Genomic DNA, 21,294 nt, shown 5'->3' with positions numbered 1-21,294 from the left:
TGTGGACGCTTCAATGAAGATCGATACGGAACGCCTGACGCTATGCCGCTGGCCCGCTGGCGGCTGGAAGATGCCGAGCCCTTTGCGGCGATGCACGCCGTTGCCGAAGTGACGGCCTGATCATCCCGCATTTACGGAGGGGCATCGGCTGCGCCGGCATGTCGTATTCGTCGCGCGGACGCACGCGCCTTCCCCTCTGTCTTGATCGGGCAGGCAGAAAACGATCAGGTCCTCGGGCGCCGGAGTCGGCGCAATCGGATGCGTGCGGCAGTGCGTGAACTCGAAGTCGCAACCCATGCCTGCGTACCCGAGCACGATGCCGCCAAAGCCATCATGGTTGCTGAACCGTGCCAGCACCGTGAGGCCTGACGCATCGCAATACAGGCGCTCGGTGTCAAGCGATGGCCGCGTCCGCTGTCTCCACCGTACGCGGATCGCTCTCGCCGGATGACAGTTGCGCGCCTGCGAGGCGCCGATAACGTGCCAGCGCCCACAGCGGGAAGTACGCGGTGTAACCGTGATACTTGAGATAGAAAATGCGCGGAAAGCCGGGCGCATTGTGCGAGCGGTGCCACCAGAATCCGTCGTCCTGCTGGACCGACAGCAGGTATGCGATCCCGCGCCGCACGGAATCGGATTCGCAGTCGCCGAACGCCATCTGGGCAAGCAGCGCCCACGCGGTGCAGTTCGACGTGCTCTCGCCATAGTTGGACGCGGCGAGTTGCGGGTCGGGATAGCTGTCGTTCGTCTCGCCCCAGCCGCCGTCCGCGTGCTGCCGTGCGCGGAGCCATTCGAGCGCGCGGGCGATGTAGGGCTGCGACCTGTCTTCGCCTGCAAGCGCGAGGCCGGCAAGCACGCTCCAGGTGCCGTACAGGTAGTTCGTGCCCCAGCGGCCCCACCAGCTGCCGTCGGGCTGCTGCGTGCGCTTCACGTAGTCGATGCAGCGCGTGAGCGACGCCCGGTCTTCTGCGCGCTTCGTGACGCCGAAGCACAGCAGCACGCGGCCCGACACGTCTTCGGTCGGCGGATCGAGCAACGCGCCGTGATCGGCGAACGGAATCGCGTTGAGGTAGAGGCGGTCGCAGTCGGCATCGAACGCGGCAAAGCCGCCGTTGCGCGATTGCAGCCCGCGCATCCAGTCGAGTGCGCGCGACACGCGTTGCGCGTACGGATGCGTGCCGTCCGCATGCCGATGCGTGCGGCCGCGGCGGTCGAGCATCGCGGTGACGACCGCGCTGTCGTCGATGTCCGGATAGTACGGATTCGCATACTGGAATGCCCATCCGCCCGGTTGCGTGTCGGGGGGCGCGTTTTCGATCCAGTCGCCGCGCAAGTCGTTCACCTGGCGCGTCACCAGCCAGTCGTACGCGTGCGCGATGCGTTCGTCGAGTTCGCGCTCGGCGTCCGGGCCGGCGCCCGGTTCCGGCGCCGTCGCGCCGCGCGCCTGTTCGAGCGCCATCGTGCTCCACGCCGTATCCCACACCGGCGACAGGCAAGGCTGGCAATACACGCTGCCGTCCGCCCGCGTGACCAGCAGCTTCTCCAGTGCGTCTTCACAGTCGCGCCGCAGTGGATGATCGTCCGGATAGCCGAGTACGGCCATCATCTGATAGCTGTAGACGATCGGCGGAAAGATGCCGCCCAGCCCGTCTTCGCCGTTCATGCGCTCGGCACACCATGCTTCGGCATGCCGGATCGCACGCTGCCGCAGCCGCTTCGGCAGCAGCGGTTCGATATGGCGCACCGTGCGGTCGAGCGCCAGAAAGAGCCTGCGCATGCCGCGTGCGGGCGGGAAGTAGTGGCGTTCCTCGTCGGGCGGCGTGACGAACAGTTCGGCGATCGACACGTCGCGCGGATTGCGGGCGCGCGCCTTCAGCGAACACAGCACGAGCAGCGGCACCATCGTCGTGCGGGCCCAGTAGGCGACCTTGTACATCGAGATCGGCACCCACTTCGGGAACAGCACGAACTCGACGGGCATGAACGGTGCCGCGCGCCACGGCACCTGGCCGAACGTCGCGAGCAGGATGCGCGTAAAGACGTTGGACCGGGCCGCGCCGCCGAGCTTCAGGATCGCCTCCCGGGCACGTACCATGTGCGGCGCGTGCTCGGCGTCGCCGGCCGCCTTGAGCGCGAAATATGCCTTCACGCTGCACGACACGTCCGGCTGGCCGTCGACGTACAGGTCCCACGCGCCATGCGTGTCGAGCCGCTGGATCGCGCGCAGGTAACGGGCCATCTTCTCCTGGCGCGCGTCGTCGATCCTGTCCATGAAATGCGTCATCAGGATGTATTCCGCAGTGATCGTCGCGTCGGATTCGAGTTCGAAACACCAGCTGCCGTCGGATTGCTGAAGGCGCACGAGCGCGTCGCGCCCGCGGGTGATGGCGGCATCGAGCGCGGACCAGGGGGATGGAGTGGGCTTGTTCATGCCGCGGATAATACCATCCGGATGGAATGTTTTTATCGAGGGCCGCGGATGCTAAGATCCGCGCTATGAAAAAACGCCTCGACCCAGCGCCGCGCAATGTCTCCGCGACACGCGAACCGGCCGGAACCGCCGGCGCGCAAGCGGCCGAACGACCTTCGACACCCGCGCCGGCTGGCGCCGGCGTGCGGCGCAAGAAAGCGCCGGAGCAGGTGCGGGCACAGCTGCTCGTCGCGGCTTCGGACATTGCCACGCATCAGGGCGTGCAGGCGCTGACGCTCGACGCGGTGGCCGAGCGTGCCGGCGTGACGAAGGGGGCGCTGCAGTATCACTTCGCGAACAAGCAAGGTTTGCTCGATGCGCTGTTCGAGCAGACGATCGAGCGATTCGGGCGGCAGATGGCAACGCGTATCGCCGCGGATCCGCAGCCGGCGGGTGCGGCGGCGCGCGCGTACGTGCACACGACACTCGACACGGCGAACCCGGCAGCCAGTACCGACGTGCTGCGCGTTCTGGTGGCGTCGATGGTGACTGAACCGGAGACGCGCGAACGCTGGGCGGTGCCGATACGCGAATGGAGCCGCCCCGACCCGGTGCCGCTGGAGCAGGCGGCGATGCTGATGATCTGCCGGCTCGCAGCCGACGGCTTGTGGATTTCCGAGTTGCTCGGCAGTCAGGAGATGCCGGCCGACCTGCGCGATGAAGTCGTTCGTCAACTGGATCGCATGACCGCCGGCAAACCTCCGGTGGGCCCGCATGAACCGGGCGCCATCGCCCAGGGCGGGCATTGACGTTGATCGCGATTTTCGCAGCGATGCGCTATTTCACGAGCACGAGCACGGCGTGTGCCGCAGGCCGATAGCCGAATCGACAGCGAACCGGACGTATGCCAAGTGGCGAAGGCAATAAAAAAGCCCGCTGCTTGAGCGGGCCGAATCCATGTTTGGAGACATGGAGGAGACAGACGTAAATTTAAGGGAAAACCCTAGAGAGTGCAACCCCCTGTTGCATTCCTGCGACAGAGGCGTCATGCCGGCACTCGGGCATCCGCCCGCCGCGCCCGATGTCCGCCGAACCGCTCCTGCGCGACCGGCAACGCATACTTGTCGCGCATTTCCGTCTCGATCCATGCGCATGCCTCGCGCGCGCAGTCGTTGAGTTCGTGCCGGGTCGCATGGCCGTCGACGTCGTAGACGAAGCGCACGCCGACTTCGTCGTCCGCGAGCTGCCGTTCGAGCTGATTCAACTGCAATTGCGGCGCATGCTGCTGCGCGAGCACGCGCAACTCGTCGAAGTGATACTCGAGCCAGTCCGCAAAAAACAGTGCGTCACTGTGGCACGGCAGCCGGAATGCCGCGCTGCGCGACGGGCGCAGCGTGCCGTCCCCGCCGCCCGCCGGCCGCGCGACGGATGCGTGCGACGCACGGTCGTTGCCGGCCGTCGCGTCGACGACAGGCGCAAGCGGCTGCCGGATATGCCGATACGGCTCGCGGTCGCGCAGCGCGTGCCACAGCAGTTCGTCGCTCGCGGCGCACGAAGGCTGCATCGTCAGGTCGTGGCGGCCGCCGCCGGCCGCGGCGATCTCGCGAATCACGAGGCGCAGCGAACAGAGCGGCTCGTCACCGGCCAGCAGCGTCGCCGCGCGGGGCAGCCCGCAGACGAGCGGCGCCGGGCCGGAAGCCCGGAACACGAGCCCGCGGCGGTCGAGCCCGACGAGCGGCAGCGGTTCCGCAAACGACGGATAGGCGACGGCGATGCGTGTGCCGCTGTCGGCGGCCGTCAGTCCCGGCAACATCGCGTGAAAGACCGGTGCATGGTCCACGTTGATTCTCCTTCGAGTACGATGCCGCCCGAGAGACTGCGCGCTCAGGCGGCGATGGCTTGCCGGACACCCGATTCCGGATCGATTCCGAGTGCCGCAAACGTTTGCGGGTCAATGTCAATCCAGCACGCGACCACCATGCGGCCGTCGACCACCTTCGGCGGGCCTGCGCGGTGCGCATGCACGCCGATGCGTCGAAACAGGCGTTCCATGCTCGCGAACGTCACTCCGATCAGCTGTCGCGCGCCGAGCTGTGCTGCGCATTCGACCACCGCCGCCAGCATCGGCCGCACCGCCCACACGTCGCTGTCCGCCGCGTCACCCGTCGCCGCGAATCGCGACAGTTCCCATACCGACGCCGATTGCGGCAGCGGCATGTCCTCGGCGATCAGTTCCGCGAACAGCGTCTTCAACAGGTAAGGCCGGGTCGTCGGCAGCAGACGCGCGCATCCGCACATCTCGCCGCGGCCGTTGCGTGCGAACACATAGATGGTGTCGTCACGGTCGAACTGGTCGCGCTCGTCACCTTCGTTCGCCGACGGGAGCGCCCAACCGAGCTGTTCGACGAACACACGGCGCCGATAGCGCCCGAGATCCGCTGCAAGTTGGTGTGGCAACCGTCCTTCCTCGTGAACGAAGGTTCGCATGGTGTCCTCGGATCTGTGCTTGGTATGCGTGCATTACAGCGTGCGTCCCGAGGAGGTCGTAACTGGTAACTCTTACAGGGGGGGGCGGGTCGAAATGGCCGATTCGGACGTGGGAACGGTTTCTTGATCTGCGGGATTGAAAATCGGCCGGGTTTTGCTTATAAAGAGCGCCAACGCGGCGCAAACGTCAGATGAATGCGCGGCCGGTTGTCACTGGAGCGTCGGCCCGGCATGATAGGCGTCGTTGTGCGCGAGCACGGCGGCCGCCACGGCGGCGGGCCAGTCGACGTCGGCGAGGCGCGCCGCGAGCGCGGCGGTGGTGCGGGTCATGCCGATGTCGGCGCCGGCGGCGTCGATGGCCATCACGTTGCTGCGAACGTCGCCGCCCGCGATCACGAATGCGCCGGACGCGCGTTCGAGGTACCAGTCCCAGCCGACCGTCACGTAAGCGACGCCGGTGCGGGCGGGGCGATGCCATTCGGTATAGCCGGCGAGGCGCGCGTCGATCGCGCTGCCGTGCAGTTCCGCCAGCAGCGATGCGTCGAGGCCGCTCGTGACATGGTCGAGCGCGAGCTCGGCCAGCGCGCGTTCGGACAGGCGCACGTAGCCGTCCGGAGACGGGCCGCGGAAGGGATGCAGCAAAGGTGAAGTCATGCGCGGAATGTATCAGCCCGGATCGGTGCTGAAACCTGACAAGTATGACAGCGTGACGTTGTCGGAGAACGAATGGAACTGCGCTGGCAGGACGCCTACCATCAATTCAGCGCCGCGGAAGACGAGCAGCAGCTCTTCCAGCGGATCGCCGCCTATGCGAAGCGCCTCGGCTTCGAATACTGCTGTTACGGGATCCGGGTGCCGCTGCCGGTGTCGAAGCCCACGGTCGCGATCTTCGACACCTATCCGGACGGCTGGATGGCGCATTACCAGGCGCAGAACTATATCGACATCGATTCGACCGTCCGCGATGGCGCGCTCAGCCCCAACATGATCGTCTGGCCGGACGTCGACAAGATCGCGCCAAGCCCGCTGTGGGAGGATGCGCGCGATCATGGGCTGTCGGTCGGCGTTGCTCAGTCGAGCTGGGCTGCGCGCGGCGCATTCGGCCTGTTGAGCATCGCGCGTCACGCCGACCGCCTCACTCCGGCCGAAATCAACATGCTCACGCTGCAGACCAACTGGCTGGCGAACGTGTCGCATTCGTTGATGAGCAACTTCATGGTGCCGAAACTGGCGCCGGAGGCGAGCGTGTCGCTGACCGCGCGCGAGCGCGAGGTGCTGTGCTGGACCGCCGAGGGCAAGACAGCGTGCGAGATCGGCCAGATCCTCAGCATCTCCGAGCGAACCGTGAACTTCCACGTGAACAACATCCTCGAGAAACTCGGCGCGACCAACAAGGTGCAGGCGGTCGTCAAGGCGATTTCGGCCGGGCTAATCGATACGCCGTGAACGGCCGGGCGGCGCGTCGGCAGGTACCGCTGCCGCGCCGCGGGAAACCCGCTTACTCCATCAGCGGTTCCGCTTCCTTCGCCGTCCAGCTGACGCTGGAAATGCTCTTCTCCATGCTGATGCGGCTCGCGATCTGCTCGAGCTTCGGCTGATCCTTCGGATGCAGCTTCAGCGTCGCAGTGACCTTCAGCCGGTTCGGCTGGTCCGGCACGTCCTCGCTCGTCAGGCTCTGGAACGACAGCGGTTTCGCATACATCGAATTCGACAGCAGCGTGCGGATATGCACTTCGTCCGACTCGAGACAGATCACCGTGATCTGGTATTCGCGGACGAGGTCCGCATTCGACACGGGCGTCGCGTTGATCGCCTGGCTCACGCCGCGCAGCAGCGTGTTGGTGAGCAGCACGACGGCCGTGCCCGCGATCGCCGGCACGAAATGCCCGGAGCCGGACAGCACGCCGACGGCTGCTGCGCACCACAGCGTGGCCGCCGTGTTGATGCCCTGGATCGAGCCTTTGTCGCGCATGATCACGCCGCCGCCGAGAAAGCCGACGCCGGACACGACGTAGGCGGCGATCTGCGTGACACCAGCTACGCCGTTGCCGGTCAGCACGCCGAGCGTGACGAACAGGCAGGCACCGCTCGCGACCAGCGTGATCGTGCGCAGGCCGGCCGTGCGCTGCCGAATCTGGCGTTCGAGACCGATTGCGACGCCGCAGGCGAACGCGGTGAAAAGACGAATGGCGAAATCGAAAGTCATGAGTTGTCCTGCCGTGCAAGGGGCGCATGCGGGCGGCCATTGCTTCGGCGCCGTGCCGGGCGGCGAAGCAATGGACGTCATCGCGCGGAACTGTATCGCGCGAATGCGTGCTGCTGTGTGAAACGGAGCGGCGTGCCGGACTCGCTGGAACGCGAGCCGGGGCAGGAGAACTGCGGCGGGCAGGCGTTCAGGCGGCGAGAAGCGCACGCAATGTGCTGCAACTGTCCACGTTGATTCCTGAAGGATGAATGGGCGGCATTCTAGGCGGCGGCGCACGGGCGCGTCAACTCATGCGTGCCCCTTTTGACGTGGCCGCGAGTCGCGCACGTCATTGCGCGGCACTGATCGTCCCCGTGGCGAGCGCGAGCGCAGCGGCGGCCGACAATGCGCCGCAGTAGCTGTCGACGTCCGCGTTCTTCGCGACGAGCAGCTGGCTCTGCGCGAGCGTTGCGTCGGTTACCGACCCGACGCCGTTCCGGTACGCGGTCAGCGCGGCGTCGTAGCTCGTCTGCGCGGCGGCGACGAGCGCCGTCGCGGCCTCGTGCGACGCGAGGCTCGTCTGCAGCGCGTTCTGCGCGGCGACGACTTGCCGGACCGCTTCCTCCTTGGTGCGCGTGAGCCGCGCCGCGGCGCTTTCGGCGTCGTTGCGCGCCTGCATCAGCACGGCCGAGCGCAGGCCGGCGTCGTACAGCGGAATCGTGATGCCGACGAACACGCCACCGCCGTAGCGGTTGCCGTTCAGGTTGACGGTCGGCGCCTGCTGGCCGATCGCGGGCAGCGCGGTGATCGACGTGCCGCCACTGAGGTAGGACGCCGTCGCGGACATGAACACCTTTGGCATGAATTCCGTTTCCGCCGCCATCACCTTCGCGCGATCGGCCTTTTCGAGCGCATAGGCGCTCTGCAGGTCGGGGCGCCGCGCGATCGCGTCCGCCACGATGGCTTCCACCGACGCGCCGAGTGCGGGCGGCAGCGGCCGCGCCGGCAGCGGCGCGATCGTCAGCTTCGACAGCGGCGAGATGCCGAGCGCGGAGACGAGCCCCAGATAGCCGTCGCTTTCGGCGCCGCGTGCTTCGACGAGCGCGAGATTGGCCTGGGCGCGGTTCTGCGTTGCCTGCGCGACCTCGACGACGGTGCCGACACCCCGCTTGAGCCGGGCGCTCGCCGCGGCGACGATCGCATCTGCGTTCGCGAGGCTTTGCTGCGCGCTTTGCGTGCGCGAACGCGCGGCTTCGTAGCGGTAGTACGCGACGGTGACGTCGTGGATCACCTGCTGATGGACGGCCGTGAACGCGACGTTCGACACGATCGACGCCTGTTCGGCCGCTTCGACGCGCGCCTTGCGGCCACCGAAATCGAACAGCAGCCACTGCAGCGCCAGCACCGAGACCGTGCCGTGCACGCTCGTGTTCGTCGACGCTTCGCCGAGCAGCGTCGACGTCGAGCCGTGGCCGGCCTGGTAACCGCCCATCGCAGTCGCGGACAGCTGCGGCAGGTACGCGGCCTTCGCGACGCCGACCGCGAGCGCCGCATTGCGCGCATCGTTCCACGCGATGCGGGTCAGCGGATTCGTCGATTCGGCGAGATCGATCAGTTCGGGCAGCGTGTACGCATGTGCGGTATCGAGCGCGGCCGGCGGCGGCACGGCCGCGAGCGCCGTGTTGGCGGGCAGCGTGTAGTCGTGGCTGCGCGGATTGCCCTGAGGTTTCGGCGCGCCCGGCACGATTTCGCCCGAGGCCGTCGTCTGAGGCTGCCACGGGCGATCGGAGGCTTCCGGCGCGAGGTCGAGCGACGACGTCGCGCAGCCGGCCAGTACCACGGCCGCCGCAACGGTGACAGCGGCTGCGGCGAACAAGGCGGTCGGCGGTTCAGGAACGCGCATGGGGAAGAGACTCCTTCGGTGTGGCTTCACGGGCGGCGTCGGCGATGCGAGCGAGCCGCGCGTCGATCAGGTTCAGCAATGCGGTGCGCTCGGGGGCCGTGCCGTTTGCGGCAGCGGCGGGCCCGGACTGGCGTGCGGCGGGCGATGCTGCAGGCGGTGCGGCCGGGGGCACATCGACGTGCGCGGCGGCTGCGTGCGGCGCCGCAGCGGCGGGCTGCCCCGCGGTGGTTTGGTCCGCAAGATTCGCGCCCGCACCCGGGACGCCAGGGCCCGTTTCGGCGTCTTGCGCAAGATGCGTGAGTTGCGCGAGATGCGCATCGACCGCCGCATCGCCCGGCGCGCGTTCGGTGAGCAGGAACAGCGGTCCTTCGAGCGCGCCGAGTTCGGCGAGCGTGCGGCGGCGCGCGGCGACCCACGCGGGCGCGGGCCGCACCCACGACGGTTCGTAATGGATCAGGCCGAGGTCCTGCGCGATCGCCCCGTAGCGCGCGAACGCGTCCGCCGCCTTCGCGCGCCGTTCGGCCGGATGGGCGATCTGCGCGAGCCGGCGCCACTGTTCGAGCAGTGCGGCGAGCGCGGTGTCGACCTGCCTGCCGATGCTGACGGGCCAGATGCGCGTGAACACGAGGTAGACGACGACATTGCCGAGCAGGATGCCGATCGTGCGGTCGCGCGCGAGTGTCAGGTCGAAGCCGGGCCCCGCGCCCTGGATCACGCACAGGAACAGTGCGAACGCGATCTGGAAGCCGGCGTACGCGATGCGCGGCGACCCGAACGCAATCCACGCCGACAGCCACGCGCCGGCGAACACGACGGCCATCAGCTGGCCGATCGACGACAGCGCCGGCATCACGAACACGATCGCCGCGGTGCCGACGATCGCGCCGACGATGCAGCCGGCGATCCGCAGCGTGAGTTTCTCGACCGTCTCGGCGGTCGTGCCGAGCGACACCATGTAGCAGGTGATGAAGCACGTATGGATGCCGGACCAGTCGAGCTGCATGTACAGCAGGTAGCAGAACATCGCGGCGACGGTGGTCTTCAGCGCGTAGCGGACGTGGTCGGGGTTCGTGCGTGCGTCCGGCAGGAAGAAGCCGCCACCAGGCTTGGCGGGTGCTTCGGGTGCGGCTTCGGATGTAGCCTGGGAGGAAGCGGGCGAAGAGGGCGAAGAGGGCGAAGAGGGCGAAGAGGGCGAAGCATCGGGCGCGGCAGCCGGCTGCTGCTGCGTGCCGGTGGCCTCCGCGAACTGCGTGATCGCCGTTTGCAGATCGGTCGCGACCACGCGTGCGAGCGGCGCCAGCGTATCGGTCGGCGGCAGCGCGAGCGCGATGTCGACCGGATAGCCGCCTTGCGCGAGCATGCCGGCCATCTCGTCGAGGGTTGCCGCGATCGGCGCGGCGAACGCGTCGGGCAGCCGTGCGTCGGATTCGCGGCTCGCGAGCGCCACCGAGACGAGGATCGCGGTGCTCGACGCGATCGCCTGCCGCAGCGCGGCGACGTCGGCGGTGGTCGACGTGCCTTCCAGCTTCGACAGCTTGAGCCACGTCAGCAGCTGCGCATCGCCTTCGCGCAGCGCGGCGTCGAACGCGACGCGCGTGTCGTCGTCGCCACTGCCGCCGCTATTACCGCTATTACCGCTATTACCGCCGCCGCCGCACAATTGCCGGGCGGCGAGCCGCAGCCGTTTTGCGAGCGTGGCGCCGGCGAGGCGGCGCGGCGACGGCGCGATCAGCAGGTGGACGACGATCGCGATGCCGACCGGAATCGCGACCATCAGCCACGTATAGAGCAGCGCGCGCGTCGCCGATTCTCCGACCGGCGCGAGGCCGAGCTCGTCGAGCCCGAAGCCGACGATCATCGCGAGGATCGCGCCGACGGGGCGCAGCTTGCTCGCAGACGTCAGATAGAGCAGCCCGACCGACAGCACGGCCATGCACGCGACGCGCAATATCGGATAGTCGATGCTGAACATCGCGACGCCGAGCACGAGGCCAATCACGAGGGTGATGATCAGCAGCAACGCTGCGGCGAGCACGACGCTCGTCACGCGGTCCGGCCGGACCAGGAAGAACACGACGTACGCTGAGATCGCGGCTTCGGGCGTGCCGTACGCGCTCGTCACAAGCACGGTCAGCGCGCAGATCAGCGCGACGCGCGTGACGATCGCCGCACGGCCCGGAAACGGCGCAAGCAGCCGCAGGATCTCGCGCGGGCCGGGCGCGCGGACGTCGTCAGCGGCAGGCCGTGCCATGCCGGATCTCGACGATCGCGCTCGCACCGACGCGCACGAGCTTGCCGTCGGGTTCGTCGAGCTTCACGCGCACCGGGAAGCGCTGCGCGACATGCACCCAGTTCACCGAACGCTGGACGAGCGGCAGCGTGCGCGGGAGATTGATGCGGTCGGTATCCGCGATGCCCGCGCCGATGCCGACCACCTTGCCGGAGATCGGCCGGTTGCGGTCGATCATCGAATAGACGGTCGCGCAGTCGCCGACGTCGATATGTGTCAGCGACGTCTCGCGGAAGTTGCCGACGGCGAACCATTCGTTCGCGTCGATCAGCGTGAAGATCGACTGGTTCGGCGCGACCGTTTCGCCGGCGAGCACCGACAAGCCCGTCACGAGTCCGTCGTGCGGCGCGCGTACGACGGTGTCGTCGAGCGCATGCTGCGCGCGGGCGAGCGCGGCTTCGCGCGCATGCAGCGTCGCGATCGCATCGGCGTCGTCGCCGATCGTCTGCGCGGATGAGCGCTGCTGCTCCCGCGCCTGCTCGAGCGACACGGCCGCGTCGCGTTCGGCGACCTGCGCCTGGTCGAACTGCTGCGCGCTGACGTAGCCCTGCGCGGCGAGCGGCGCGAGCCGCTTCACGGTGCGCGTTGCGAGGTCGTAGTTGTGCGCCGCGCGGTTCACCTGCTCGGCGGCGACCGACGCGTTCGAGCGTTCGCCGATCAGCGTCTTGCGCCGCGTGTCCAGCGCGGCGCGCGCGAGCTCGACGTCGGCCTGCGCCTGCGCGACCGTCAGCCGGTACGGCACGGGATCGATCTCGAACAGCAGGTCGCCTTTCGCGACGCGCTGATTCTCGTGCACCGGGAGGTTGACGATGCGTCCGCCGACGGGCGATGCGACATGCACGACATCCGCGTCGATCGACGCGTCGTCGGTCGACGGATAGCCGGTCGTCCGGTAATACGCGTACCCGAGGGCCGCGACGCCGAGCGCGACGATCGCGAGCGCGATCAGGCGGCCTTTCAGAGCGGGGCGGGATTGGCCGGCGAGCTTCATGCGAACGGCCCCGTGCCGGCCAGCCAGACGATCACGGCGACCACGAGCCCGATCGCGGTGCAGACCGCGAGCTGGAACGGCACCGTATCGGCCCAGCCGGTCGCGACGAAGATGCGGTGCGCGACAATCGCACCGGCCACGCCGACCACTGCGCTGACGAGCCACAGCGGGAAGTACGCGCCGAACAGCACGTAGGCGGGCGCGCCGCGCGACGCGCAGCCCGCGAGCGGGACGGCTGGCGCAAGCGCCGCACAAAGGCGCGCGGGGGCGCACAGTGTCGTTTTATTCATCACGTGACGGACTCGACGGACAGGTTGGGTCGGACGGCGGCGCCGGACCGCGATGCCAGGATGGCCGGCCCCACGATACGCCGCGATATTAAATCAGTGCGGTGTCCTCGCCAACCCGACGGCGCGGCTGGCGCGCGCTTTGTTGTCTGGTGCCAGCCGCAAGTCTCGCCGGCCGGGCCCGCCTTCGATGCGCTTGCGCACGGGCAGCTGCAGCGCGTCGAGATCCGCGACGCAGTTCTGCAACCGGCGATCGGCTCGATCGTGGTCGACCCGTGATGCACGTGGCGCCCGCCGGCTTCGCCGCCGGGAAGCCGCAGTAACGGCGGGCACGGCTCCCGCCGGACCGGCGTCGTCGCGTGCGGGATATGTGTACCATCGAGCGTACGGTGCGGAACACGCGGCACAGGGCGCAACGAGCCTGTTCGACGCGTAATCCGCTGGGCTCTGTCGCAACGTGGGTGAGCGCTCCATGCGAAGTTTCCTTGTCCGGTTCATTGCAATCGGCTTGCTGTTCCATCTCTACGTCGGGCTGCGGATCGTGCCCGACGCGTTCGCATCGCCGGTCGCCCGCGGTGTTGCGGTGCTCGTGCTCGCAAGCTTCTGTGTGCTGATTCCGGTCGGGATGTTTTCGCGGCGTTTCGACGAAGGGTGGGCCGCGACCGTGTTCGGCTGGGTCGGGGCGATCGTGATGGGGTTCTTCTCGTCGCTGCTCGCGCTGACGTTGCTGCGCGAGTTCGTGCTGCTTGGTGTCGTCGTGTGGCGGCAACTCGGGCACGCCGGCGCGTGGAGCAATGCGGCGACGGACAGCGCGCTCGCCGTGTTGGCCGGCGCGGTGCTGGTCACGGTCATCGGCTTCGCGAATGCGCGGCGCACCGCATCGGTCAAGCGCGTGTCGATTCCGGTCGCGGGGCTGCCGGACGCACTCGACGGCCTGAAGATCGTGCAGCTCTCCGATATCCACGTGGGGCCGACCATCAAGCGCGGCTATGTCGAACGCATCGTCGGCGCGGTCAACGCGCTCGATGCCGATATCGTCGCTGTCACGGGCGACGTGGTCGACGGCTCGGTCGAACGGCTGCGCGAACATACGGCGCCGCTCGGGCGCATGAAATCCCGGCACGGCAGTTTCCTCGTGACGGGCAACCACGAGTATTACGCCGGGGCGCACGCATGGATTGCCGAGTTCCGGCGGATCGGCCTGAACGTGCTGCTCAACGAACATGTCGTGGTCGAGCACGACGGCGCGCGCGCGGTGGTCGCGGGCGTCACCGACTTCACGGCCGGCGGATTCGACCCCGCGCACCGCAGCGACCCGGCGCGGGCGCTGGCGGGCGCGCCCGGCGACGTCGGGACGAAGATCCTGCTCGCGCATCAGCCGCGGAGCGCGGAACAGGCGAACAAGGCCGGCTTTTCCGTGCAGATTTCGGGACATACGCACGGCGGGCAGTTCCTGCCATGGCCGCCATTCGTGCGGCTGCAGCAGCCGGTGATCGCCGGGCTGCGGAAGTTCGGCGATCTGTGGGTCTATACGAGCCGCGGAACCGGGTATTGGGGGCCGCCGAACCGCTTCGGCGTACCGTCGGAGATCACGCTGATCCGCCTGACTCGGGGCCGGTAGGCGAGCGCCCGCCAGGCCGCGGCACGCGCGCAACGACACGCGCGCCGCGCGAGTGTCATGCGATGCGGGCGATGTCGTCGAAATCGAAGCGCGGGCTGCGCGGGAACAGGCCCGCCGGATCGCCGTAGCCGAGGTTCACGAGGAAGTTGCTCTTCACCGTCGTGCCGGCGAAGAACGCCGCGTCGACTGCCGCGCCGTCTACGAAAGGGAGGCCGCGCCCCGAACGGGCGCGGTGCGACTTGCCGCGATGATAGCGCGACGGGCGGCGATGCACGCACCGGCGTCCGCCGCCGCCCACCACCCACGCCCACCACGGCCGTTCACCACGGCCGTCCACCACCGCCGTTCACCGGCCACCGCCCACGAATGAGCGAGCATGGCGGCCGCGTACGCGCTTCGCTACCATGCAGGCATGCATCGCTTGCCGATGCGCATTCCACGTATTCCGCCCGACATGTCGACGTTCGATCTCTTCGATGACACCCCCGTACCCGACGTGGACTGGTTTCCGGACTGGCTGCCGCCGGGGCAAGCCGATCGCGTACTGGCCGCGCTGACCGGCGAGGTCGCGTGGCGGCAGGACGCGATCCGCACGCCGCGCGGACGCATCCCGCTGCCGCGTCTCACCGCGTGGCAAGGCGATCCGGATGCGGTGTACGTGTATTCGGGCATCCGTAACGAGCCGGCGCCGTGGACACCGGCCGTGCTCGAGCTGAAGCGCGCGGCCGAGGCGGCGTGCGGCGTGCGCTTCAACAGCGTGCTGCTCAACCGCTACCGCAACGGCCAGGACGGCATGGGCTGGCATGCGGACAACGAGGCGGCGCTTGGCGACACGCCGGTGATCGCGTCGGTGAGCCTCGGCGCGATGCGCGTGTTCGACCTGCGGCATCGCGCGACCGGCGTCACGCACGCATACCGGCTGACGCACGGCAGCCTGCTCGTGATGCGCGGGCGGACCCAGGCCGAATGGCAGCATCGCGTGCCGAAGGCGCCGGCCGTGCAGGGCGAGCGGATCAACCTGACGTTCCGTTACGTCTACGCGTGACGGGTGACCCCGATATCCCGGTGCCTGGAAGAGCGCACGGGCGCGGAGTCTTCTGTCGAATGTCCGCGCGATGAACGAGGCGAGCAATCTGCATGCGTCTCCCGCCTCGTCGGCGTGGCGTGTCACCTGATCCAGCGCCGTAAATCGCAGCCGATGGCGACGATGCATCGGCATTGCCATTCCGATAGCCGAGTAGAACCACCGATGGTGCGTTGCAACATATATCGGGTAGACTGGCAATTGGGCCGGTGTCTGTCCACGGACGCCGGAATGATGGCATCGCGTGCCCGCGGAATCGGCAGACACCGACGGCGGGCAGCGGGAGAACTTTGCGTGACCGGACTGCATGAATCGCTCGAACCCTTGCTGCACGTCTTCGAACAAGACGGTGCATGGCAATGGGCGCTGACGGTGAAGCGCGCGGCGGGCGTCGGCGTGAAGGTCGTCGCGTTCAGCCATGACGGTTTCCATCGGCAAGCCGATGCCAGGGAAGCCGGCGAACGCGCGCTCGCGTCCTTCGGCGGCCCGGTGACCGTCTGAGGTTGCCGGCGGCGGCGCGCGCCCGCTCGCCCGCGGTTCGACCCGGGTCCGGTGCGGCGACATGCGAACCCATGCGACACGGCGTCGCAGCATGCCGGCCTCCATCCATTGCGGGCACGACCCGCGCTGTCCGGCGATGTACTCATGGCGCATCGCTGTCTATCGCTGATATCCTCTCAATTGTGTGTGGCTATTCGAAGTGTCGTGGCGGCACGCCGCTCGCCCCGGCCGTTTCCGGTTGACCGTGCCTGCGGTTGCGAACCGGCGTGCGGGGTGAGGTAGCATGAGTGAACGTCCACGACGAGCAATGGCCTGTCTTTGGTGATCGATTTCTTTCCGCCCATGTCCACATGGCCAAAACAACGATGAGCGGCGCGCCCTGGCCGCCCGCCGCGCCGGCGCGTCAAACGCGCGGTGCGGCAGGCGCGGGCGACGCGCCGGAACCTGCGCCCGCCGGCGACGACGAAGCCGCCGGCGGCGCTTCGTCCTATCTCGTGCCGGGCCTCGAGCGCGGTCTGCGGATCCTGGCCGAGTTCTCCGCGCGCGAGCCGGTGCTCGGCGCGCCCGAGCTGTCGAAGCGCATCGGCATTCCGCGCACGACCACTTTCCGCCTGCTGCAGACGCTCGAAGCGCTCGGCTTCCTCGAGCGCGTGAACGGCGACCGACATTTCCGGCTCGGCGTCGGCGTGTTGCGGCTCGGCTTCGAATACCTGAATTCGCTCGAGCTGACCGACCTTGGCACGCCCGTGCTCGAACGGCTGCGCGATGCGAGCGGCCTGTCGACGCACCTGCTGATCCGCGACCAGCGCGATGTCGTGTTCGTCGCGAAGGCGCAGAGCAATGCGTCGATGTTCGGCTCGGTGAAGGTGCATGTCGGCACGCGGCTGCCTGCGCACGCGACCGTGCACGGCCATGTGCTGATGGGCGACCTCACGCGCGATGCGCTGCGCCACCTGTATCCGGAAAAGCGTCTCGAGCAGTTCACCGAGCGCACGCCGGGCACGGTCGACGAACTGTACGAGCGCGTGCGTCATTACGCGCGGCTCGGCTATGCGGTCAGCGAGGCCGCGTTCGAAGCCGGCATCTCGGCCGTGACCGCGCCGGTGCGCGATCATTCGGGGTCGATCGTCGCGGCGATCACCGCGACGGTGCCGCGTTCGGAGATCGGCGAGGCCCGCGAGAAGGAGCGTCTCGTCGAGGCCGTGTGCGGCGCGGCGGTCGATCTGTCGCAGCGCCTCAACTATCGTCCGCTCGAAAGCGATCCGACGTTCGCGCACGCGCGCCACAAGGTTGCGATGTTCTGACGTGTGTTCGACGCGCCGCAAGCACGGCGATGCTTGAATGAAGAATGGGCGGCCCGCGGGCCGCCTATTTCGTTTCTGCGAGCGCGCCGGCGGCATGCATGAGCCGCCGGGCACAGACCTGTCCGCCCCCCGCGTACGGCGGAACTTGCTGCGCCAGCCGGCGTCATGCGCAATTGCACGACCTGCCGCAGCGTCGTCAGAACGAGTGATGAATCCCCGCCAGCACGACGACCTGGTTCGCGGTGCTCGACACGCCGGCCGTGAAGAACGACGCATGGGCGCCGCCCGACGCGTGCTCGACCAGCACGTTCGCGTAGAGCTGCGTGCGCTTCGACAGCGAATAGATGTCGCCGAGTTCGAACTGCGTCCAGCGCCGGCCCGACAGTGTCGACGTTGCCGCGCCGCCCGCAATCGTGTTGAACGGGCTGGTGCGGTAGTTCACGCCCGCGTCGTAGCTCTGGAACGTATCCGAGAAACCGTTCGACTGCATCTTCGTGCGCGTGTAGAGGCCGTGCACGAGGAAGTCGCCGAACTGGTACGACGCACCGGCGCCGATGTTCTCGACCTTGCTTGCCGTATAGCCGTTCGCGGTGTTCTGCCCCTGGAAGCTCGCGATCCCGGTCTGGCTGATCAGCACCGAGCGGTCGTGCTCGTTCGAATAGACGGCCGACGCCTTGAACGGGCCGTTCGCGTAGTTCAGCGCGACGCCCATCGACTTGCCGGTCGAGAAGTTCGTCGTGTTGCCGAGCGCCATCACCGCCGCGGCGGAGAAGCCCGCGAAACTCGGCGAGCGGTATTTGACCGCGTTGTTGTACGGCACGTTGCCGGTTGCCGCGAGGCCGTCGATGTTGCCCGGATGGAACGCGTACCAGCTCTGCGCGAGGTACGCGGTGCTCAGCGGGTCGAGGTAGTCGAACGACAGCGGCGTCTGGCGGCCGAGCGTCAGCGTGCCGTAGCGATCCGAGTTGAGGCCGACCCACGCGGCGCGGTTCCAGATCGTGTTGGCGGTCGCGAACTGGCCGTTGTTCGTATAGAAGCCGTCTTCGAGCTGGAAGATCGCCGACAGACCGCCGCCCAGGTCTTCCTTGCCCTTCAGGCCCCAGCGGTCGGGCTGCGTATTGCCCTGGATCATCGCCCACTTCGCGTGGCCGCCGACGTTGTTCACGTAGGCGACGCCCGTATCCAGGCTGCCATACAGCGTCACGCTGCTCTGCGCCCACGCGCCCGACACGGCGCCGATGCCGACGACTGCTGCTGCTACCGCATGCTTGACCATTAGATCTCCTTCCTGAGTCTCACTCGAATGAAAACGTGCGCCGTGCCGGTGCGCGACATGGACGACCTGCCGGCTGCGCGCATCTTCACTGCTGATCGGGCATTTGTTGTTCCATATAAGGAACAGTGTGCCTCTGGTGGAATGAAGTATAGGACGGTGACGAGGATGGAAAAAAATAAATTTTTCGGGTCGAAGTCGCATGCGTCCGGCATGCAGCATGTCGGAACGAATCCCCGGAAATTCGCATAACTGCCCGACATGCAAGAAAAAATCACGACGCTTCGGGTAGCTTCTGACGATTGTCGACCGAGCGGTCAGTGTTTTCCCTAGGACGTGCAGCTTTTTGTTTTTCTCTTGGAAAGTCGCTCCTATAATCACCATCCATAAACTGCTGTTCCGGGTATGGAACAAACCGAGAGTCGATCAGAAGGAAGGGTGTGAGATGTCTGAACAATGGATTTGCGCCGGGCACGCCGGCGCGCTGTCGGAAGACACGCCGATCGAGTTCAAGCGGACCGACGGCGTCGAGATCGGGATCTACCGCGTCGGCGACGAGGTGTACGCGCTCGAGAACGTGTGCCCGCATGCGTACGCGCTGCTGACGCAGGGCTTCATCGACGAAGGCACGGTCGAGTGCCCGTTGCATGAAGCGGTGTTCGACATCAAGACGGGCCAGTGTCTGAAAGGGCCGGGCGGCCGTGCGCTGAAGCAGTACGCGGTGCGCCTCGCCGGCGAAGAAATCCAGATCAAGGTGGAATGACATGAAAGAAGCGACCGTGAATTTCAATCCCTTCCTGAAGCCGTGGGTGGCGCCGCAGCCGAACAACGTCGCGGGCAAGGGGCAGATCGAGATCCCGGGCCAGGTCGAGAACCGGATCTGGCAGAACCGCAAGGCCGAGCCGACGCAATACGAGAACGATCTCGGCGACGCGCTCGAGCGCGTGTTCGAAACCGGCGCGACCGAGCTGGACGACGTCGTCGCGGGCCTGAACCGCATCGGCTTTCGCACGCCGGACGGTGCGCTCTGGACCGCCGAGCGCTTCTGCGCGGAAGTCGCCGCGCTCGCGGAATGACCGCCCGTCACGCCCAAGCAGACAACCGCATCCGGAGCACACTGATGACGTCCCCCGCACAACACGCAGCCCAACACGACCCGGTCCGTGACTACCTCGACCGAGGCATCAAGAACTACTGGTATCCCGTCGCGCCGAGCTGGCAGGTGTCGAACGCGCCCGTCGGCCTCACGCGCCTGTCCGAGCAGATCGTGCTGTGGCGCGACCAGGACGGCCAGGTCCACGCGCTCGAGGATCGCTGCCCGCACCGCGGCGCGCGCCTGTCGCTCGGCTGGAACCTCGGCGGCAACATCGCCTGCTGGTACCACGGCGTCGAAGTCGACGGCAGCGGCACGGTCAACCGCGTGCCGGCCGTCGCGAACTGTCCGCTCGAAGGCACGAAGTGCGTGAAGTCGTATCCGGTCCAGGAAAAGGCCGGCGCGATCTTCCTGTGGTTCGGCGACGAAGCGCATGGCGAGCCGGCGCCGCTGAACCTGCCCGAGGAACTGGTCGCCGACGAATACGCGCACTTCCTGTGCGTGTCGAACTGGAAGTGCAATTACCAGTACGCGATCGACAACGTGATGGACCCGATGCACGGCGCGTACCTGCACGCGACGTCGCACTCGATGGCCGAAGGCGACAAGCAGGCCGAGATGCGCGTGCGCAAGACGGAAACCGGCCTGATGTTCGAGAAGATCGGCCAGCGCGACGTGAACTTCGACTGGGTCGAGCTCGGCGACACGGGCTGCTTGTGGATGCGCCTCGCGATTCCGTACAAGCAGAAGTTCGGCCCGGGCGGCAACTTCGGGATCATCGGCTTCGCGACGCCGGTGGACGGCGACAACTGCCAGGTCTATTTCTGGCGCACCCGCAAGGTCAGTGGCTGGCAGCGCGACGTGTGGCGCTTCATGTACCGCAACCGCCTCGAAGGCCTGCACTGGGACGTGCTCGAGCAGGACCGCTACGTGCTCGAAAGCCTTGCGCCGAACGCGCGCGACCACGAATACCTGTATCAGCACGACGTCGGCATCACGCGCGTGCGCCGGATGCTGCGCCAGCGCGCGCAGGAGCACCTGTCCGCACTCGACGCGCATCGCGCGGCGCAAGCGGCCGCGTCGGAGTCCGCTCATGGCTGACGCTTCCGTGGTGTCGCTCGCCGGCCGGCGCGTGCTCGTCACGGGCGGCGCGCGCGGTCTCGGCGCGGCATTCGTGAAGGCACTCGTCGCGGCCGGCGCACAGGTTGCGTTCGGCGACGTGCTGGCCGACGAGGGCCGTGCGCTCGCCGCGCAGCTCGCGGAACAGGGCCACGCCGCGCATTTCTTCGCGCTCGACCTTGCCGATCCGGCGAGCGTCGATGCGTTCGTCGCGCAAGGCGCGGCGGCGCTCGGCGGTATTGACGGCCTGATCAACAACGCAGCGATCACGAACTCGGGCGGCCGGCTGTCGACGGAGCTCGACGTCGCGACCTGGGACGCGGTGATGAACGTCAACGTGCGCGGCCTGTGGCTCGTCAGCAATGCGGCGCTGCCACACCTCGTGGAGTCGGGGCGCGGCGCGATCGTGAACCTCGCGTCGGATACCGCGCTGTGGGGCGCGCCGAGGCTGCTCGCGTATGTCGCGAGCAAGGGCGCCGTGATCGCGATGACACATGCGCTGGCGCGCGAGTTCGGCGCACAAGGCGTGACGGTCAACGCGATCGCGCCGGGGCTGACCGAAGTCGAGGCGACGGCCTACGTGCCGGCCGAGCGCCACGCGTTCTACCTGCAGGGCCGCGCGCTGACGCGCGCGCAGGTGCCCGACGACGTGACGGGCCCCGTGCTGTTCCTGCTGTCGGACGCCGCGCGCTTCGTGACGGGTCAATTGCTGCCGGTCAACGGCGGCTTCGTAATGAACTGATTTT

21 protein-coding genes and 1 pseudogene are annotated in these 21,294 nt (G+C 67.7%); 10 read left to right on the top strand and 12 right to left on the bottom strand.

Translation table 11 applies throughout. The features are described 5' to 3' along the window. Positions 1–120: 120 nt before the first annotated feature. Together ACV22Z_RS01580 and shc are read right to left on the bottom strand one after the other, a co-directional pair. Entirely contained in the window at positions 121–384 is a 264-nt protein-coding gene (locus ACV22Z_RS01580) for a hypothetical protein (RefSeq protein ID WP_448075140.1), read from the bottom strand. Between the two features lie 10 nt (positions 385–394). Next, positions 395–2,443, bottom strand: coding sequence for a squalene--hopene cyclase (shc, locus tag ACV22Z_RS01575; RefSeq protein ID WP_448075139.1), 2,049 nt, complete (start codon positions 2,441–2,443; stop codon positions 395–397). Between the two features lie 53 nt (positions 2,444–2,496). Between shc and ACV22Z_RS01570 the strand changes: the two genes are divergently transcribed. Continuing rightward, a complete protein-coding gene (locus tag ACV22Z_RS01570) occupies positions 2,497–3,219 on the top strand; it encodes a TetR/AcrR family transcriptional regulator (protein WP_448074562.1) in 723 nt (240 codons plus the stop codon). 236 nt (positions 3,220–3,455) lie between these two features. Here the strand turns inward: ACV22Z_RS01570 and ACV22Z_RS01565 are convergent, their stop codons facing one another. From ACV22Z_RS01565 to ACV22Z_RS01555, 3 genes are all read right to left on the bottom strand, one after another. Next, positions 3,456–4,250, bottom strand: coding sequence for a hypothetical protein (locus tag ACV22Z_RS01565; RefSeq protein WP_448074561.1), 795 nt, complete (start codon positions 4,248–4,250; stop codon positions 3,456–3,458). A gap of 44 nt (positions 4,251–4,294) precedes the next feature. Beyond that, positions 4,295–4,897 (bottom strand): acyl-homoserine-lactone synthase, encoded by a 603-nt coding sequence (locus ACV22Z_RS01560; protein ID WP_448074560.1) that lies wholly within the window; start codon positions 4,895–4,897, stop codon positions 4,295–4,297. A 210-nt stretch (positions 4,898–5,107) separates the two neighbouring features. Beyond that, on the bottom strand, positions 5,108–5,551 hold the full coding sequence (locus tag ACV22Z_RS01555) for a DUF4902 domain-containing protein (RefSeq protein ID WP_448074559.1): 444 nt from the start codon (positions 5,549–5,551) through the stop codon (positions 5,108–5,110). Positions 5,552–5,623: 72 nt separating this feature from the next. On the opposite strand from ACV22Z_RS01555, the gene ACV22Z_RS01550 reads away from it, so the two are divergent. Then, the gene (locus ACV22Z_RS01550; protein ID WP_448074558.1) at positions 5,624–6,343 is read left to right on the top strand and encodes an autoinducer binding domain-containing protein; all 720 of its coding nucleotides are present in this window, start codon (positions 5,624–5,626) and stop codon (positions 6,341–6,343) included. Between the two features lie 52 nt (positions 6,344–6,395). Here ACV22Z_RS01550 and ACV22Z_RS01545 read toward each other — a convergent pair whose 3' ends face one another. From ACV22Z_RS01545 to ACV22Z_RS01525, 5 genes are all read right to left on the bottom strand, one after another. Continuing rightward, the gene (locus tag ACV22Z_RS01545) at positions 6,396–7,103 is read right to left on the bottom strand and encodes an MgtC/SapB family protein (RefSeq protein WP_448074557.1); all 708 of its coding nucleotides are present in this window, start codon (positions 7,101–7,103) and stop codon (positions 6,396–6,398) included. Positions 7,104–7,431: 328 nt separating this feature from the next. Further along, a complete protein-coding gene (locus tag ACV22Z_RS01540) occupies positions 7,432–8,985 on the bottom strand; it encodes a TolC family protein (RefSeq protein ID WP_448074556.1) in 1,554 nt (517 codons plus the stop codon). Beyond that, on the bottom strand, positions 8,972–11,236 hold the full coding sequence (locus tag ACV22Z_RS01535; RefSeq protein WP_448074555.1) for an FUSC family protein: 2,265 nt from the start codon (positions 11,234–11,236) through the stop codon (positions 8,972–8,974). Before ACV22Z_RS01535 ends, ACV22Z_RS01540 begins: the two co-directional genes overlap by 14 nt. Next, positions 11,217–12,266 carry a multidrug transporter subunit MdtN gene (gene mdtN, locus ACV22Z_RS01530; RefSeq protein ID WP_448074554.1) on the bottom strand — a complete coding sequence of 350 codons (1,050 nt, stop codon included), beginning with the start codon at positions 12,264–12,266 and terminating at the stop codon, positions 11,217–11,219. The genes ACV22Z_RS01535 and mdtN overlap by 20 nt, the downstream gene beginning before the upstream one ends. Then, a complete protein-coding gene (locus ACV22Z_RS01525) occupies positions 12,263–12,556 on the bottom strand; it encodes a hypothetical protein (protein ID WP_448074553.1) in 294 nt (97 codons plus the stop codon). Before ACV22Z_RS01525 ends, mdtN begins: the two co-directional genes overlap by 4 nt. Positions 12,557–13,025: 469 nt before the next feature. Between ACV22Z_RS01525 and ACV22Z_RS01520 the strand changes: the two genes are divergently transcribed. After that, entirely contained in the window at positions 13,026–14,174 is a 1,149-nt protein-coding gene (locus ACV22Z_RS01520) for a metallophosphoesterase (RefSeq protein WP_448074552.1), read from the top strand. A gap of 55 nt (positions 14,175–14,229) precedes the next feature. On the opposite strand, the pseudogene ACV22Z_RS01515 reads toward ACV22Z_RS01520, so the two are convergent. Then, a pseudogene (locus tag ACV22Z_RS01515) lies at positions 14,230–14,373 on the bottom strand (malonic semialdehyde reductase); the annotation flags it as partial. Between the two features lie 255 nt (positions 14,374–14,628). Here ACV22Z_RS01515 and ACV22Z_RS01510 point away from each other — a divergent pair. The 3 genes from ACV22Z_RS01510 (at position 14,629) to ACV22Z_RS01500 (ending at position 17,063) form a co-directional block, all read left to right on the top strand. Next, a complete protein-coding gene (locus tag ACV22Z_RS01510) occupies positions 14,629–15,219 on the top strand; it encodes an alpha-ketoglutarate-dependent dioxygenase AlkB family protein (RefSeq protein ID WP_448075138.1) in 591 nt (196 codons plus the stop codon). A gap of 333 nt (positions 15,220–15,552) precedes the next feature. After that, positions 15,553–15,759, top strand: coding sequence for a hypothetical protein (locus ACV22Z_RS01505; RefSeq protein WP_448074551.1), 207 nt, complete (start codon positions 15,553–15,555; stop codon positions 15,757–15,759). Positions 15,760–16,109: 350 nt separating this feature from the next. Further along, positions 16,110–17,063 carry an IclR family transcriptional regulator gene (locus ACV22Z_RS01500; RefSeq protein ID WP_448074550.1) on the top strand — a complete coding sequence of 318 codons (954 nt, stop codon included), beginning with the start codon at positions 16,110–16,112 and terminating at the stop codon, positions 17,061–17,063. A gap of 196 nt (positions 17,064–17,259) precedes the next feature. On the opposite strand, the gene ACV22Z_RS01495 is transcribed toward ACV22Z_RS01500, so the two are convergent. Further along, complete coding sequence (locus ACV22Z_RS01495; RefSeq protein ID WP_448074549.1) at positions 17,260–18,339, bottom strand: porin; 1,080 nt, start codon at positions 18,337–18,339, stop codon at positions 17,260–17,262. A gap of 442 nt (positions 18,340–18,781) precedes the next feature. Between ACV22Z_RS01495 and ACV22Z_RS01490 the strand changes: the two genes are divergently transcribed. From ACV22Z_RS01490 to ACV22Z_RS01475, 4 genes are read left to right on the top strand one after another with little or no spacing between them, the layout of a single operon-like run. Next, positions 18,782–19,099 (top strand): non-heme iron oxygenase ferredoxin subunit, encoded by a 318-nt coding sequence (locus ACV22Z_RS01490; protein ID WP_448074548.1) that lies wholly within the window; start codon positions 18,782–18,784, stop codon positions 19,097–19,099. Position 19,100: 1 nt separating this feature from the next. Further along, entirely contained in the window at positions 19,101–19,412 is a 312-nt protein-coding gene (locus ACV22Z_RS01485) for a recombinase-like helix-turn-helix domain-containing protein (protein WP_448074547.1), read from the top strand. Positions 19,413–19,456: 44 nt separating this feature from the next. After that, the gene (locus tag ACV22Z_RS01480; RefSeq protein WP_448074546.1) at positions 19,457–20,530 is read left to right on the top strand and encodes an aromatic ring-hydroxylating dioxygenase subunit alpha; all 1,074 of its coding nucleotides are present in this window, start codon (positions 19,457–19,459) and stop codon (positions 20,528–20,530) included. Beyond that, positions 20,523–21,290: an SDR family oxidoreductase gene (locus ACV22Z_RS01475; protein WP_448074545.1), complete on the top strand. Its 768-nt coding sequence runs from the start codon at positions 20,523–20,525 to the stop codon at positions 21,288–21,290. The genes ACV22Z_RS01480 and ACV22Z_RS01475 overlap by 8 nt, the downstream gene beginning before the upstream one ends. The last annotated feature ends 4 nt before the right edge of the window (positions 21,291–21,294 follow it).

It is taken from the genome of Burkholderia sp. PU8-34, assembly GCF_053427725.1.
The sequence above is the reverse complement of the archived record's forward strand: the minus strand, read 5'-3'. Positions and strand labels throughout refer to the sequence as shown.